Annotated in this window: 12 protein-coding genes; 3 read left to right on the top strand and 9 right to left on the bottom strand. The window is 66.2% G+C overall.

Annotation, left to right across the window (positions count from 1 at the left end; translation table 11 throughout):
* Nucleotides 1-56: 56 nt before the first annotated feature.
* From ACSC1R_RS08040 to ACSC1R_RS08065, 6 genes are all read right to left on the bottom strand, one after another.
* The gene (locus tag ACSC1R_RS08040) at nucleotides 57-1259 is read right to left on the bottom strand and encodes a hypothetical protein (RefSeq protein WP_439028545.1); all 1203 of its coding nucleotides are present in this window, start codon (nucleotides 1257-1259) and stop codon (nucleotides 57-59) included.
* Between the two features lie 53 nt (nucleotides 1260-1312).
* Nucleotides 1313-2692, bottom strand: coding sequence for a hypothetical protein (locus ACSC1R_RS08045; RefSeq protein ID WP_439028546.1), 1380 nt, complete (start codon nucleotides 2690-2692; stop codon nucleotides 1313-1315).
* A gap of 101 nt (nucleotides 2693-2793) precedes the next feature.
* Nucleotides 2794-4308, bottom strand: a complete 1515-nt coding sequence (locus ACSC1R_RS08050) for a carboxypeptidase M32 (protein ID WP_439028547.1) — start codon at nucleotides 4306-4308, stop codon at nucleotides 2794-2796.
* Nucleotides 4309-4391: 83 nt separating this feature from the next.
* Entirely contained in the window at nucleotides 4392-5216 is an 825-nt protein-coding gene (locus ACSC1R_RS08055) for a hypothetical protein (RefSeq protein ID WP_439028548.1), read from the bottom strand.
* A gap of 343 nt (nucleotides 5217-5559) precedes the next feature.
* Nucleotides 5560-6669 carry a M20 family metallopeptidase gene (locus ACSC1R_RS08060; protein WP_439028549.1) on the bottom strand — a complete coding sequence of 370 codons (1110 nt, stop codon included), beginning with the start codon at nucleotides 6667-6669 and terminating at the stop codon, nucleotides 5560-5562.
* Nucleotides 6670-6710: 41 nt separating this feature from the next.
* Nucleotides 6711-8348 (bottom strand): protoglobin domain-containing protein, encoded by a 1638-nt coding sequence (locus tag ACSC1R_RS08065; RefSeq protein ID WP_439028550.1) that lies wholly within the window; start codon nucleotides 8346-8348, stop codon nucleotides 6711-6713.
* A gap of 130 nt (nucleotides 8349-8478) precedes the next feature.
* On the opposite strand from ACSC1R_RS08065, the gene ACSC1R_RS08070 reads away from it, so the two are divergent.
* The gene (locus ACSC1R_RS08070; RefSeq protein WP_439028551.1) at nucleotides 8479-10347 is read left to right on the top strand and encodes a PINc/VapC family ATPase; all 1869 of its coding nucleotides are present in this window, start codon (nucleotides 8479-8481) and stop codon (nucleotides 10345-10347) included.
* Between the two features lie 303 nt (nucleotides 10348-10650).
* On the opposite strand, the gene ACSC1R_RS08075 is transcribed toward ACSC1R_RS08070, so the two are convergent.
* The 3 genes from ACSC1R_RS08075 to ACSC1R_RS08085 form a co-directional block, all read right to left on the bottom strand.
* The gene (locus ACSC1R_RS08075) at nucleotides 10651-11061 is read right to left on the bottom strand and encodes a hypothetical protein (RefSeq protein ID WP_439028552.1); all 411 of its coding nucleotides are present in this window, start codon (nucleotides 11059-11061) and stop codon (nucleotides 10651-10653) included.
* A gap of 62 nt (nucleotides 11062-11123) precedes the next feature.
* Nucleotides 11124-11555: a type IV pilin N-terminal domain-containing protein gene (locus ACSC1R_RS08080; protein WP_439028553.1), complete on the bottom strand. Its 432-nt coding sequence runs from the start codon at nucleotides 11553-11555 to the stop codon at nucleotides 11124-11126.
* A 109-nt stretch (nucleotides 11556-11664) separates the two neighbouring features.
* Nucleotides 11665-11943 carry a MarR family transcriptional regulator gene (locus ACSC1R_RS08085; protein WP_267643114.1) on the bottom strand — a complete coding sequence of 93 codons (279 nt, stop codon included), beginning with the start codon at nucleotides 11941-11943 and terminating at the stop codon, nucleotides 11665-11667.
* Nucleotides 11944-12057: 114 nt separating this feature from the next.
* Between ACSC1R_RS08085 and ACSC1R_RS08090 the strand changes: the two genes are divergently transcribed.
* Both ACSC1R_RS08090 and ACSC1R_RS08095 read left to right on the top strand, forming a co-directional pair.
* Entirely contained in the window at nucleotides 12058-12387 is a 330-nt protein-coding gene (locus ACSC1R_RS08090; RefSeq protein ID WP_439028554.1) for a hypothetical protein, read from the top strand.
* Between the two features lie 2 nt (nucleotides 12388-12389).
* The gene (locus tag ACSC1R_RS08095) at nucleotides 12390-14204 is read left to right on the top strand and encodes a ribosome biogenesis/translation initiation ATPase RLI (RefSeq protein ID WP_439028555.1); all 1815 of its coding nucleotides are present in this window, start codon (nucleotides 12390-12392) and stop codon (nucleotides 14202-14204) included.
* The last annotated feature ends 7 nt before the right edge of the window (nucleotides 14205-14211 follow it).

Here is a 14211-nt window from a genome sequence, read left to right on the forward strand (position 1 = left end):
ACTGGGGCCGTCGCGGTAATCAAGCCCGGGGTCCGCCGTGCGGGGACGTCACCGGTTCAGATGTCGTACCACTCGAACGGCACGTCCCGGTGGGCTTCGGGGACCTCACCAATCTCCCACCCCAGTTCGGTGGTCTCGACGTGGGCGTACGCCCTTCCGTTCACTTCGTAGGTGTATCCCGTCGCCGACCCGGTCGCCACCCCGATAGCAGCGTGGCCGTCGAAATCGACCACGATGGCGTCCACGCCGAACTGTCCGGTCTGGAGGATACCGGCAAGCAGCAACGACCGGTCCTCGCTGTCGCCCCCGAGGTCGACGACCGTTTTCGCGAGTGACTTCCGCTGACGGTCGTACGTCCCGGTCACCGAGTCGGGACCGTTCGGCAACGCCTGCACCACGTCGACGGCGCGGCCGACCAGTTCACGTGGCGTGCGCGCGACGCCGTCGGCCGTTGCCTGGCTGACGATGCTCCGGGCGAGGTGGGGGACGACGCCGTCTTCGACGGACGCCGAGACGAGTTCGTCGCGACCCAGTGCTTCGAACCCGTAGTGCTCTGCCAGCAGGTAGGCCGACTTGGGAACCGAGAGCGCGACTCGCCGGTCGCCGACTGGGTACGCCACCCGGATGGCTCCCTCCACGCTGGTCCGGCGGCCGCCACCGTCGGCCGCGGTGCCGGGGAACTGTTCGTCCACACGGGACCGGACCGGCGTGATGCGGCTCTCGCTCTCTGCCCGCGGCAGGAACGGGTCGGTCTCGTGAAGGTGGACGGTCTCCAGGTGGGCGGACTCGTCCCCGGTCAGCAACGCGACGGTGTAGTAGAGCGGCCGGTGCTGGGGCGCGTCGCCCAGGTCCATCGGGACCGTCACGCCCGTCCGGCCGTCGCTCGCTGGCTCGACCGTGACCCGTGTCTCGTCTACCACCCCACCTCGCTCCGGCGTGGGGTACCCCCGTGCCCGGAACCGCAACACGAGTTCGGAGTCGTCGACGGTCCGCAGGACAGGACTATCCGGGTCCACCAGGAAGTGGAGTCCTCGCTGGTCGTACGCCCGGACGAACGACCCACGGTGGTCGCCGTCGACCCGCCGCTGGAGGTCGTCGTGGTCGAGCGACGGCGCTTCCGGGTTCGCCGGGCGGGTCGTCCTCGTCGGCGTGACGCTGAAGCGGGCGGGTCTGGCGGGGTTTCGACCGTTGCAGCCCGCGAGGAGACTCACGCCAGCGGCGAGGCTGCCGAGAAGGGCGCGTCTGGTATGGAGGACCATGGCAGAAAATGCTAGAGGCCAGAAGAAGAACATTTTGGTAGACTGCCAGGGCCTCAGACCTGATGGACCGTCGCTTTTTCCCCCTTGTACTCGTCGGGCAGGTCCCCGATTCCCCAGCCGACACCGGTCGTCTCGACGTAGTAGTACGTCCGACCGTCGTATTCCCAGTAGTATCCTGGAAGTTCGTCGCCCCCGTATATTCCGACCGCCATGTGGCCCGGTGGCTGGATGAGCACCATGTCGTAACCGAATGGTTCCGCCTGCAGGACGCCAGCGAGGAGGATACTCGTGTCTTCACAGTCACCACCTGCTTCGACCAGCGTCTCCAGACTGTACTTCGTGAAATCGTCGAATCCTTTGCTAACGTCGTCCGGAACGTACGGGAGGTGCTGGACGAAATCGACGACGAACTCGACTTGCTCGCGCTTTCCAGTGACGCCGTTTCGCTCGGCCTCGTCGTACAGTATCGACGCGATTTCCCGCGCGAAACCGGAACTGGTCTCGAAGCTCACGAACTCGGGACGAGACCGGCCATGGTCACGTCGGACGGCCTCGACGTACGCGGATTTGTAGATGAAGAAGCTCACGTCCCACGCCTGACCGGTCGTAGTCCCGGAGAACGACAGTTTGAACGCCCCTTCGACGCTCTCCCTGCGGTGGTGCTGTCCATCATCGTCACCGACTTTATCCAACTCCGTGACGCTCGTTCGTGCGATGCGACCACGCTCGCGAACGGTAAACGGGTCGGTCTCGTGGATGTATTCGACCTGTTCCGCGGTGACAGTGTCCAGACTCTCGTCGGCTGGCAAGGCGTAGGCTGCGTAGTGTAACAGGCCGGTTCCTACCTGTTCTGTGAGGTCGATGTCCACCGAGACATCTTGTGTCCCCGTCGCGTCGAGGGTTCCTTCAGTCCGAGTATAGGTTATCGTGTCCCCACGAGGGTAGGTACTGGCGGTGATGAGGACGTCCATAGACCCGACGTCGTAGCCTTCGAAGTCCGAGTCGTCCGGTTCGATTCTGACGGTCACCGACTGCGAACTGTACGCCGAGATGTGCGAGACGGAGAACTCCCCGGTCGCCTGCAGAGTGTTCGGGTCTGGCGGGCGGGTGGTCGCGGTGGCCGTTGGCGTCGCGGTGGGCGTCGGTGTCGCGGTCCGTGTCGACGTAGGCGTCGCGGTCGATGTCTCTGTCGGTCGAACCGTCTGGGCGTCGGTCGTCTGGCGGTTCGTCCTCGTCGCCGTCGGGGCAAGTGCAGCAGTCGAGAGGTCCGATTTCTGCTGCACGTCGGGGTCGTCCGGCGCGTAGTCCTTCTCGTCTATCATCCCGTCGCCGTCGCTGTCGCTGATGTCGTCACCGGTACATCCGGCTAGTCCGACGGTAGCCAGCGCCGCACCGCCGGCGAGAAGATGTCTTCGAGTTGACTCCTTTTGCACGGCTAATCCAGCGCCTAATGAGTTAAAAAGATTGGCATGTTTGCGGTGGTCGGTGAACGAATCGTGGTTGGGTGCTGGTCCTTCCCTTCTTCGACCGGCCCTTAGAGGTCGTACAGCGCGCCGTACTTCTGCTCGACGTAGTCGACGAAGTAGTCGGCCGTGAAGTCCTCGCCGGTGGCCTCGCGAACGAGGTCGTCGGTCGTGTAGCGCTTGCCGTGGCGGTGAATCTTGTCCGTGAGCCAGGCGTGCAGTTCCTCGAAGTCGCCCTCGCGGACCTTCGATTCGAGGCCGTCGATGTCGTCCTCGGCGGCGTCGTAGAGCTGTGCGGCGAGCACGGAGCCCAGCGAGTACGTCGAGAAGTAGCCGAAGGAGCCGTGGCTCCAGTGGATGTCCTGCAGGCAGCCCTCCGCGTCGGTGTCGGGCCGGATGCCGAGGTACTCCTCGTACTTGTCGTTCCAGGCCTCGGGAACGTCTTCCACGTCGAGGTCGCCCGAGATGAGTTCGCGCTCGATCTCGAAGCGGACCACGATGTGCATGTGGTAGGTGAGTTCGTCGGCCTCGACGCGGATGAGGTTGTCCTCTTTCACCGTGTTCGCGGCCTCGTACACGTCACGCGGCGTGGCGTCGTCGAGCTGCGGGAAGCGCTCTTTCATCGCCGGCAGGAAGCGCTCCCAGAACGCCTCGGAGCGACCGATGTGGTTCTCCCAGAGGCGGCTCTGGGACTCGTGGACGGAGAGGTCGCGGGCCTCGCCCAGGGGCGTGCCGTAGTGTTCGTCCGGCAGGCCGAGCGTGTAGCTGGCGTGGCCGAACTCGTGGATGGTCGAGGTGAGTGCGCCGAGGGGGTCGGCGGGGTTGAACCGCGTCGTCACGCGGGCGTCGAACTGTGTGCCGGTCGAGAACGGGTGCGGCGCGACGTCGAGGCGGCCGCGGTCCCAGTCGTACCCGACGGTGTCGAGGACGTCGCGTGCCAGTTCCTCCTGGGTCTCCACGTCGAACTCGCCCTCGAAGGGGGTCGCAAGTTCCACGTCGGAGTCACGGATGTCCTCGACGAGCGGGACGAGGTCTTCGCGGAGCTGGGCGAGGGTCTCCTCGGCGGTGTCGAGGCCGAGGTACGGCTCGTAGTCCTCGAAGAGGACCTCGTAGGGGTCCTTCTCGGGGTCGATGTGCTCGGCGTACTCCTTCTTCAACTCGACCAGCTTTTCGAGCGACGGCGCGAAGATGGAGAAGTCGTCTTCGGCCTTCGCCTTCTTCCACTTCGGGTGGGCTTCGGAGGTCGTCTCGGAGATCTCCTGGACGAGGTCGGTCGGGACGCGGGTCGCGCGCTCGTGCTTTCGGCGAATCTCGCGGACGACCGCCTCCTGTTCGGGGTCGAGGTCGGTGGCCTCGAGGTCGTCGAGGTAGCCAGCCATCTCGTCGCTCGTCAGCAGTTCGTGGCCGATAGCCGAGAGGGCAGAGAGCTGCTGGGAGCGGGCGCGTGTGCCCTCCTCGGGCATCATGACCTCCTGGTCCCAGTTCAGGACCTGCTGGGCGTAGCCGACGTTCGAGAGGCGCTGGACCGTCGAGAGGAACTCCTCATAGAGGTCCCCTGACTCTTCAGTGGCGGCTTCAGTTGCCATACCCGGCCAGTTTCGGTTCGTAACTCATCAATCTCGCGGTGTGGTGCGAGAGGGACTCACGGGGGCGTGCAGGGTGAGTCTGGTCAGAAGCCGGCCCACCGGCCCGCCACGATTTCGTCGCCCGCCACGAACACGTATCCGTCTCGGTCGAACGCCGCCGTCCCGCCCTCGCCCGCGACCCGGTAGCTGGTGGTTTCGCCGCCGACTTCGACGGTCACGTCGTGTGGGTGAGCGTCGAGGGCGACGGTCGCCCGGATACCGGCTTCTGCCGGTAGCCAGGGCGTCGTCTCCGCCCGCCAGCCGGTCTCCCGGTCGACGACGGTGACGGTCGCCTCGACAGATTCGGCACCGAAATTCAGGACGTGGAGTCGGTGGCTCTGCGGGTGGTCCCGGCCGGCCCGGTCGTCGAAGTCGGTCCGGGTCACGTCGCGTCGGTCGACGCGGGTGAACGTCCCGTCGCCGACCCGGTACAGGCCGTGACTCACCGCGTCCGCGTGGGCGTCACCATCCGTGTAGCTGTAACTCTCCCTGGCGGTGACGTAGAACGCGTTCTCACTTCTCGTGAGTACTGCGCGTCCGTCGCTCGCGGTCACCCCGTACAGCGAGAACTGCTCGTACTGGCAGGCGTCGTTGTAGGCGACCGCGTACTCGTAGCTCTCTGCGAACCCGCGGGCCGTCGCGGCGGTCGGGTTCGCGGGCGGGTCGGGGAGTTCGGCCGGGCAGTTGGTGGGGGTCGAGGTAGGGCTGTCTCCGGCGGACTCGGCGGTCGCTGTCGAGGTGTCGGCTGTTGGTGACGAGGTGTCAGTGCTCGCCGGACTGTCGTCCGTCTCGGCGGCCAGACACCCCGAGACGGCGGGGACCGCGACGGCGAGCGACTGGATGAGGGCTCTGCGGGAGGGCGACGCCATAGTTCGTGTTCGGTGACAGGTGACGTAAAATCGGGTGGTGGTGACTGTTGGTGTCGTTCTGGTCGAGTGGTGATGCGGATGGGGTTGCGAGGGCGAGCAGTTCACTCGCGCTGGTGGCGATGGGGACCGCACCCGCATCCGCATCCGCATCCGCACCGCGACCGCACCACACCCTCCCCAGCCGACTCCCTCCGTTTCGTTCCGTTCCACTCCACGTCACTCCGGTCGTCCCTCGTGCGCTTCCGTCGGCAGCCCTCACTGGCGTTCAGGACTGCCGACCGCGCACGCCAGACCGGTCATCGAGACACCGACGCAACCAGCCTACGACCAGCCTACGACCAGCCTACGACCAGCTATCCGCCAGTTCCAGGTACGCCTCGTAGCACGTCTCCAGCACGGCCAGACTCACGCTCTCGTCGGCGGTGTGGGCCTCGCCCGGTTCGCTGGGACCACAGACCACGCATTCGGTTCCAGCCTGCGAGAGCCACCCGGCGTCGGTCGCGTGGGGTTTGGTGACGTGCTGGCCGTCACCGGACTGGGCGTCCCGAACTGCCGCCAGCACCGCGTCCGCGAAGGCGTCGTCGTCACAGCGCATCGGCGGGAGGTCCTGAACGACGGACCATTCCACGCCCTCGAGTTCTTCGACGGTTTCGAGGGCGGCGCGCTCGCCGGGCACGGTTCGCTCGTCGACCGTGATGTCGCAGGTCTCGGGGACCACGTTCCAGGCCGACCCGCCGTCGATTTCGGTGACGACGACGCTTCCTTCCAACACCTCGCCGGCGGCGTCCGTGGTCGGCCACTCCAGATTCTTGATTCGCTCGACGGCCTCGCAGCCGCGGTAGATTGCGTTCTCGCCGAGGTGGGGTTCGCTGGCGTGGGCGGCTGCCCCGCGGGCCGTGACGGTGCTCCCCCGGCGGCCCTTGTGCGCCAGCGCCACGTCGACGATTCCTTCGGGCGAGTCGTAGCCAGTGGAGCCCTCGGCCACGAGGGCGTGGTCCGGCGCGAAGCCATGGTCGATGGCGTGGCGAGCGCCGATTCCCCCCACTTCCTCGCCGACGAACGAGGCGAACACGAGTTCGCAGTCGGGGTCGGCGTCGCGGAAGGCCAGCATCGCGGCCGCGACGGCCCCCTTCATGTCCGCGCTTCCGCGGCCGTAGAGTCGGCCGTCGTCCTCGTACACGACGTAGCTCCCGTCGTCTTCGACCTGTGACTCGTCCGGCGGCACCACGTCGTGGTGGCCGACGAGGGCGAGGGTGCGGTCGCCCGACCCCTTTCGGGCGACGACGTTGCCGCCGCGGGCCGGTTCGCCAGCCTCACTGCCGGCGTCGTCCCGCGTCACGGTTGCGTCGGTGTGTTCGCGGAGCCACTCCTCGATGAAATCCCCCGCCGATTTCTCGCCGTCGTGACTCGGAATCGAGACGAGGTCGCGGGTGAGAGCAGTACGTTCGTCCATGACGGAGGCGACTCGCCCGGCGGAGAAGTAAGTTGAGGCGGCTACTGCGAGACGAACTGCTCGTAGACCGGCGACTCGTCGGTCTCTTCGTCCTCGGTCAGCCGACGGACCGCCTGTGCGACGCTGGCGACGTTCGCGGTCTGCTCCTCGCTCGCGGCTGCGACCGATTCAGCCTCGCCAGCCACCCGGTCGGCCGCACCGGCGACCTGTTCGACAGCGGTCGCGAGGGTCTCGACGCTCTCGGCTTGCTGGTCGGCGGCGGCCGCCACGTCGTCCATGCCGGCGGCCGTGGTCTGGGCGGACTCGTGAATCGAATCCAGGTGCGCGACCGTCTCGCGGACCTGGTCGGTCCCTTCCTCGACCTTCTCGGCGGTCTCGTCCATCGTCTCGACCGTCTCCGTGGTCGCCTCGCGGACGCCCTCGACCGCCTCCTCTATCTCGTCGAGGTCGTCCTGGGCCTGCTCGGCGAAGGACTTCACCTCGGTCGCGATGACGCTCAGCGTGTCGCTGGTCGCGTCGGCCCGGGTCGCCTCGATGTTCGCGTTCGTCGCCAGCACCGACGTTCGCTCGGCCAGCCCGTCGATGCGGTCGACCACCTCGTCGATGTCGTCGGTCCGTGCTTCGAGCGCCGCGGCCGCGTCCTCCACCCGCTCGGCAGCCGCCTCGATGCCCGCGAGCGCGTCGAGTGCACCGTCGGCGGCCTCGGCTCCGTCAGCGGCCAGCGTCTCGGTCCGTTCGCTCTCGGTTCGGACCTCGTCGGCGACACTGGCGACCTCCTCGGCGGCCGCGCTGACTTCGTCCAGTTCGCCCGCAGTCGACTGGAGCTGGGCAGCCTGTCTCCCGGTCAGGTCACTGATCGCCTGGGCGCTCTCGGAGACCGCGCTGGAGGCTTCGTGGAGTTCCTCGACCGGGCCCTGGACCTCGGACTCGACCTCGTGGGCGAGTCGCTCGCGGCGCTCGATGGCGTCTTCGAGGCGCTGGCTGTAGGAGTCGACGTAGGTGTCGGTCGCGACCTGCAGGTCGAGGTTGATGATGCGCAACAGGGCGAGTACGTCCTGCATGCCGTCGTGGATTGCCTCGCGGACCGTCGCCTCGAACGATTCGTCGAGGCCGTCGTCTGCGTCCTCGCCGAAGCTGAGCGCCCCGACGAGTTTGCCGAGTCCACCCCCCACGTCGTCATCTCGTTCTTCGGCCCACTGCTCGATGGCGTCGACCACCTGCCCCTGGACCCGGTCGTCGACCTCCGAGAGGATGAGGTCGTAGTACACCCCGTACTGGCCGACGTAGTGCTTCAGGGGCATGTCGAGTATCTCGTGCAGTTTCCCGATGCGCGCCCGGTTCACGAAGTAGTCCTGGTCGTACTCGCCGGTCGCCAGCGAGACGAGATACGCCCGCTGGGTCTGCTTGAGTGACTCGATCCCTTTCGGCGAGCGTTCGATGACCGCCCGCGTCTGGTCGTACTGCAGCAGGTTGTCGTAGAAGTCGTCGGCGATGGTGTCCCTGTGTTCGCGCAGGAGCGGTTCGAGGTCGGCGAGACGACGTTCGTCCGTCTCGTCGAACCCGACGAACTCCTTGCGCCAGGCGACCTCCTCGGCGTCGAGACCGATGTCGTCGACGAGTGCCGTGGCGTCGACGAACCGGTTCAGGCCACCCTGTCCGAACTGCTGTTCCGGTTGCATAGCTGACGAACGTGTTCGGGAGGCCCTAATCCCGTAGGGGCGTTCTCATCGCGTTGGAATCTGTGGCAGGACCGGGACGCGGTGGACTCGCGTCCGTGCCCTTATGAACCGTCGCCTCCGAACAGCGCGTATGAACGTTGTTCCGGACACGAGCGTGGTCATCGACGGCCGCGTGTCCGAGAAAGTCGACGCCGGCGAGTACGCGGGAGCTACTATCTCCGTTCCCGAAGCCGTCGTCGCAGAGCTGGAATCGCAGGCGAACGCCGGGCTCGACACCGGCTGGGAGGGACTGGAAGAACTCCAGCGGCTCGCGGACCTCGCCGACGAGGGGATCATCACCCTCGAGTACGTCGGCAAGCGCCCCGACGCCCGCAGCATCGACCACGCCGCCGAGGGCGAGATCGACGCCCAGATTCGCGACCTCGCCGCCGACATGGGCGCGACCTTCCTCACCAGCGACGTGGTGCAGTCCCACGTCGCGAAGGCGAAGGGGCTCGACGTGGAACTCCTGTCGGCCGAGGCCCGGGAAATCGACCGTCTCGCCATCGAGAACTACTTCGACGAGGCGACGATGAGCGTCCACCTCAAGACGGGCACCGTCCCGAAGGCCAAGCGCGGCGACATCGGCGACATGCACTACGTGGCCATCGCCGACGACCCGCTGCCGGAGGCGACCATGGCGGAGTACGCCGACGAGGTCATCAACGCGGCCAAGGAGTCCGCCGAGGGCTTCCTCGAACTCTCACGCACGGGCATGGACATCGTCCAGTTCCGCAACTACCGTATCGCCGTCGCCCGCCCGCCGTTCTCCGACGGTATCGAGATTACGGCGGTCCGGCCCATCGCCCAGACGGACATGGAGGACTACGAGCACAGCCAGGAGCTCAAAGACCGCATTCTGGAGCGCCAGCGCGGCATCCTCATCTCCGGGTCGCCCGGGGCCGGGAAGTCCACGTTCGCCCAGGCGGTCGCCCGCTTCATCTCGGACAACGACTACTCCGTCAAGACGATGGAGAAGCCGCGCGACCTGCAGGTCGGCCCCGAAATCACCCAGTACACCGAACTCGACGGGCAGATGGCCAACACGGCCGACGCCCTGCTGATGGTCCGCCCGGACTACACCATCTACGACGAGGTCAGAAAGACCAACGACTTCGAGGTGTTCGCGGACATGCGCCTCGCGGGCGTCGGCATGATCGGCGTCGTCCACGCGACCCGCGCCATCGACGCGCTCCAGCGTCTCGTCGGCCGCGTCGAACTCGGCATGATTCCGCAGGTCGTCGACACCGTCGTCTACATCGAGGACGGTGAGATCGCGAAGGTGTACGACGTCCAGACCGAGGTGAAAGTGCCCCACGGCCTCACCGAGGAGGACCTCGCCCGTCCCGTCATCACCATCAACGAGTTCGAGACGGGCCGGCCCGAGTACGAGATATACACCTTCAACCGCCAGGTCGTCACCGTCCCGCTCACGGACGACGACGGCAAGAGCGACACCGGCGTCGACCGCATCGCCAAACAGGAGATCGAACGTGAGATCCGCTCCATCGCCCGCGGGCACGTCTCGGTCGACCTGAAGGGCCAGAACAGGGCGGTCGTCTACGTCGAGGAGAACGACATCTCCGCGGTCATCGGCAAGGGCGGCGGCCGCATCACCGACGTGGAGAACCGCCTCGGCATCGACATCGACGTGCGAACCCACGACGAGAACCCGAACTACCGGACCGGCGGCTCCGGTGGTGCAGGAAACAAGAGCCAGGGATCAGGACAGCAAGACACCGGCCAGCTCGTCACCCCCGAAATCACGTCCCGGCACATCGTCATCCCGGTCGACGGCCACACCGGCGAAACCGTTGAAGTCCGTGCCGATGGCGACTATCTCTTTACCGCGACGGTCGGCCGCGGCGGCGAAGTGCAGGTCTCCCGTGGCTCGGCAATCGCCGACGAACTGGAGCGCGCCATCGACCGCAAGAACACCGTGACGGTTCACACGGCCTGAGTTCGGGTCGCATTCTCGGAATCCGCTTTTTCACGCCTCACCCCCGAGCAACTGCCCTGGCGCGCGCTTGCGAGCGGGCTCCGCGTCAGCGGAGTCGCGAGTGGAAGCCGCGCGAGGGGCGACCGGAACGGAACGAAGTGGAGTGCAGGGAGTCGGCTGGGGAGGATGTGGTTGCGGTGCTGTTCGGGGCGGTAGCGGTCGTGGACGCCAGCGCGAGTCGTCTTCTCCGAGAACGAACTAGCACCGAGCTGTGCAGCATTCGGAAAACACACCCATCGAGTAGCCCGACCGGCGGACAGTCACCTACTCGTCCTCGTCCTCGTTCGGGTTCACGAGATACTCGCTCGCCCGCCAGGTGAACGTGATGAAGGCCGCGAAGTAGCCAGACCCCGCGCCAATCCAGCCCGCCAGGGTCCCGAGGCTCCCCTCGAACGCGGTCGCGGCACCCAGTGCGACGATGAACGCGGCCAGTTCCACGAAGACGAGGTCGCCGAACATGGCCGCCTTCGAGCGGGTCGCGAGGTAGTCGTCGGTGTCGAAGTTCGAGCCGATGAGGCCGAAGACGAGCAGGCCAGCGGGCGTCGAGAACGCGATGCCGATGGCGGTCCGCTGGGCCTCCGAGAGGCCAGCGATGGGTGTCGCCTGGACCGTGCCGGCGACGATGCTCGCGACGAACAGCGTCGCCACCACGATGGCGAGTCGTTTGACGTTCATGGGCAGTGGTACGACAGGCCGGGGAGAAAGGCGGTTCGGTGTGGGTCGGGCGGACGGGGCGCTCAGGCGCTCGTCTCGTTCCCCGGTAGCGTGTACCGGTCGACGACGTAGGTCCGGGAGCCGCGTTCGTAGATGAGCAGGACGGTCTGGCCCGGCTGGACACCGGCAATAGTCGTCGAGCTTCCCTCGGTGACTTGCTGGTCGGGGCTGACACCGAAGTCGGTCGAAGACCACGTCGTCGCAGAGCCGTCGACGGATATCTGGAGGTCCCCGGCGGTGAGCGGTTCCCCGCCGTCGTGGGTAATCGTCACTTCGGTCACACCGGTCGGTTCGAACGCGAACTCGGTCTCGGGTGGATTCAGGGGTTCCTGGCCACCGAATACGTACGCCCCGGCGACGCCGAGGACACTCGCGGCCAACATCACGAACACCAGCGCGATGACCCACGTTCGCTTCTGCTGTGGGGCGCGCTGGGGTTCCGCCTCGTCGGTCATATCCATCGCGTCGCGGTCGACGTACAAGTAGGACACGGATGTCTAGAGTTCGATACGTCAGCCGGCGTGGCTGTCGCTGACTGTCGACGAGACCGAAAGGAGAGTGGACTTATTCGGCGCAGCAGGGCTCTGCGTCGCCGCCGTCCGCCGCGACCGCTTGCTCGTCTATCTCGTAGAGGCTCTGTCTGGCGTCGGCGAAGTACACGTCCTGGTTGACGAGGTCGATGTCCTGTAGCCGTTCGAGGGCGTACCGGACAGTTCGAGCGGAGAGCATGGACTCCTCGACGATCTGTTTCTGTGTGAGTGGCCCGTCGTACTCGAGTACCTTGAACACGAGCTTTGCACTCGGTGGGAGCTCCTCGAGATCTTCCCCAGTTGTAGCGGCCATCATTACGAATCGAAAGCTGCCACGCTCATAAAGATTGACCCCAACCGGTATGGCGAACGCACGCGCGAATCGGCAAGCGAACGCCTTTTTACGAGTCGTCACACACCAACGACCATGGCTACCGAAACAGCTGACCCCGGCACCGATTCGGGTAGTCAGCACTTTGGGACGGTTACGCGCACGACGCTGTCGGCGGCCGCAGGCGTCGCCGCGGCGTTCGTCTCCGCGTGGCTCACGGGGGATATGGCTCCTGCGTCGGCCGCCCTGCACCAGCCCGCACAGGCCGTCGTCCTCGTCGCAATCGCCATCCAGCCCGTCGTTCAGCGGCTGCTCGGCGTGTACAAGGACGACTTCGGCGCGAAGGACTTCCTCTTCATCGCGTTCATGACCTTCTCCATGTGGTTCGTCACGTGGGGCATCATGCTCAGCGCACAGGCCAACTGACCATGGCAGAAGACAGCATCGCGGTGGTCGACCTGGACCGATGCCAGCCCGACCGCTGTAACTACGAGTGCAAGAACTACTGTCCGCCCAACCGGACCGGCAAGGAGTGTATCACCCTGCGTGGCGAGGACGCCATGGAGGGCAAGCCGGACCAGGTGCGCATCTCCGAGGAGATCTGCCTCGGCGAGACGTGTGGTATCTGTGTCGAGAAGTGCCCGTTCGACGCCATCGAAATAATCAACCTGCCACAGGAACTCACCGAGGAGCCGGCCCATCGCTACGGCGAGAACGCGTTCTCGCTGTACGGCCTCCCCGCCCCCGACGAGGGTCGCGTGACGGGTATCCTCGGGCCGAACGGTATCGGGAAGACGACGGCCGTGCGCATCCTCGCGGGCGAACTCTCGCCCAACCTCGGGGACTACGGCCACGAGCCCGAGTGGAGCGAGATTCTCGACCGCTACCGCGGCACCGAGTTGCAGGACTTCCTGAAGGACCTGCGTGACGGCGACGTGACCGTCGCCCGCAAGCCCCAGTACGTCGACCAGATTCCCAAGCAGTTCGACGGCGTCACCCGGACACTACTCGAATCCGCCGACGAGCGGGGCGTGCTCGACGAGCTGACCGAGCGCCTCTCGATCACGCCAGTTCTCGACCAGGACATCGACAACCTCTCCGGCGGGGAGCTCCAGCGCGTGGCGCTGGCGGCGACGCTCGCCCGGGACGCGGACTTCTACTTCCTGGACGAGATCACGCCCTATCTGGACATCGGCCAGCGCGTCACCGCGGCGCGGCTCATCCGCGACCTCGCCGAGGACGGCGACCGGTCGATGCTGGTGGTCGAACACGACCTGGCCATCCTCGACCTGCTCGCGGACAACCTTCACGTCGCCTACGGTGAGCCCGGCGCGTACGGTGTCATCACGACGCCGAAATCGGTTCGGAACGGCATCAACGAGTACCTGAAAGGGTACCTCGACAACGAGAACATGCGCATCCGGCCGAACGCCATCAAGTTCGAGGAGCACGCCCCGCGGACCGTCAGCAAGGGCGAGGTCATCGCGGAGTACCCCGACCTCGAGATGAGCTACGGCGAGGGCGAGTTCGGCCTGTCGGTCGACGGCGGGAAGATTCGCGAGAACGAGGTGCTTGGCATCGTCGGCCCGAACGGTATCGGGAAGTCGACGTTCGCGAAGCTCCTGAACGGCGCTATCGAGCCCACGAAAGGCGAGATAGACTTCGAACTCGACATCTCCTACAAGCCGCAGTACATCGAAATCGACCAGCACATGCGGGTCGACGCGTTCCTGGCCTCCATCACCGACCAGTTCGGCTCCTCGTACTGGGAGACCGAAATCGCGAACCCGCTCCAGCTCGGCCGCATCATGGAGCAGAACCTCACCGACCTCTCAGGCGGTGAGCGCCAGCGCGTCGCCATCGCGGCGTGTCTCTCCGAGGACGCCGACCTCTACCTGCTGGACGAGCCCTCGGCGCACCTCGACGTCGAACAGCGTGTGCAGGCCACGCGCGCCATCCGGCGCTACGCCGAGAGCCAGGACGCGACGGTCATGGTCATCGACCACGACATCTACATGATAGACCTGCTCGCGGACCGCCTGATGGTGTTCGACGGCGAGCCCGCAAAGCACGGGCACGCGGGCACGCCACAGGGCATGCGCTCGGGCATGAACGAGTTCCTCGCGAACCTCGACGTGACGTTCCGCCGTGACGAGCGCACCAAGCGCCCGCGGGTGAACAAGCCCGACTCGCAGCTCGACCGCCAGCAGAAGTCCGAGGGCGAGTACTACTACGCGCCCTGAGCTGTCC

The sequence above is a fragment of the Haloarchaeobius ordinarius genome, from assembly GCF_051801355.1.
Lineage (GTDB): Archaea > Halobacteriota > Halobacteria > Halobacteriales > Natrialbaceae > Haloarchaeobius.

What these genes read in the sequence shown, in the direction of transcription:
- ACSC1R_RS08040 (WP_439028545.1), bottom strand. Translation starts at nt 1,259, where the DNA reads ATGGTCCTCCATACCAGACGCGCCCTTCTCGGCAGCCTCGCCGCTGGC.
- ACSC1R_RS08050 (WP_439028547.1), bottom strand. Translation starts at nt 4,308, where the DNA reads ATGGCAACTGAAGCCGCCACTGAAGAGTCAGGGGACCTCTATGAGGAG.
- ACSC1R_RS08055 (WP_439028548.1), bottom strand. Translation starts at nt 5,216, where the DNA reads ATGGCGTCGCCCTCCCGCAGAGCCCTCATCCAGTCGCTCGCCGTCGCG.
- ACSC1R_RS08060 (WP_439028549.1), bottom strand. Translation starts at nt 6,669, where the DNA reads ATGGACGAACGTACTGCTCTCACCCGCGACCTCGTCTCGATTCCGAGT.
- ACSC1R_RS08065 (WP_439028550.1), bottom strand. Translation starts at nt 8,348, where the DNA reads ATGCAACCGGAACAGCAGTTCGGACAGGGTGGCCTGAACCGGTTCGTC.
- ACSC1R_RS08070 (WP_439028551.1), top strand. Translation starts at nt 8,479, where the DNA reads ATGAACGTTGTTCCGGACACGAGCGTGGTCATCGACGGCCGCGTGTCC.
- ACSC1R_RS08075 (WP_439028552.1), bottom strand. Translation starts at nt 11,061, where the DNA reads ATGAACGTCAAACGACTCGCCATCGTGGTGGCGACGCTGTTCGTCGCG.
- ACSC1R_RS08080 (WP_439028553.1), bottom strand. Translation starts at nt 11,555, where the DNA reads ATGACCGACGAGGCGGAACCCCAGCGCGCCCCACAGCAGAAGCGAACG.
- ACSC1R_RS08085 (WP_267643114.1), bottom strand. Translation starts at nt 11,943, where the DNA reads ATGGCCGCTACAACTGGGGAAGATCTCGAGGAGCTCCCACCGAGTGCA.
- ACSC1R_RS08090 (WP_439028554.1), top strand. Translation starts at nt 12,058, where the DNA reads ATGGCTACCGAAACAGCTGACCCCGGCACCGATTCGGGTAGTCAGCAC.
- ACSC1R_RS08095 (WP_439028555.1), top strand. Translation starts at nt 12,390, where the DNA reads ATGGCAGAAGACAGCATCGCGGTGGTCGACCTGGACCGATGCCAGCCC.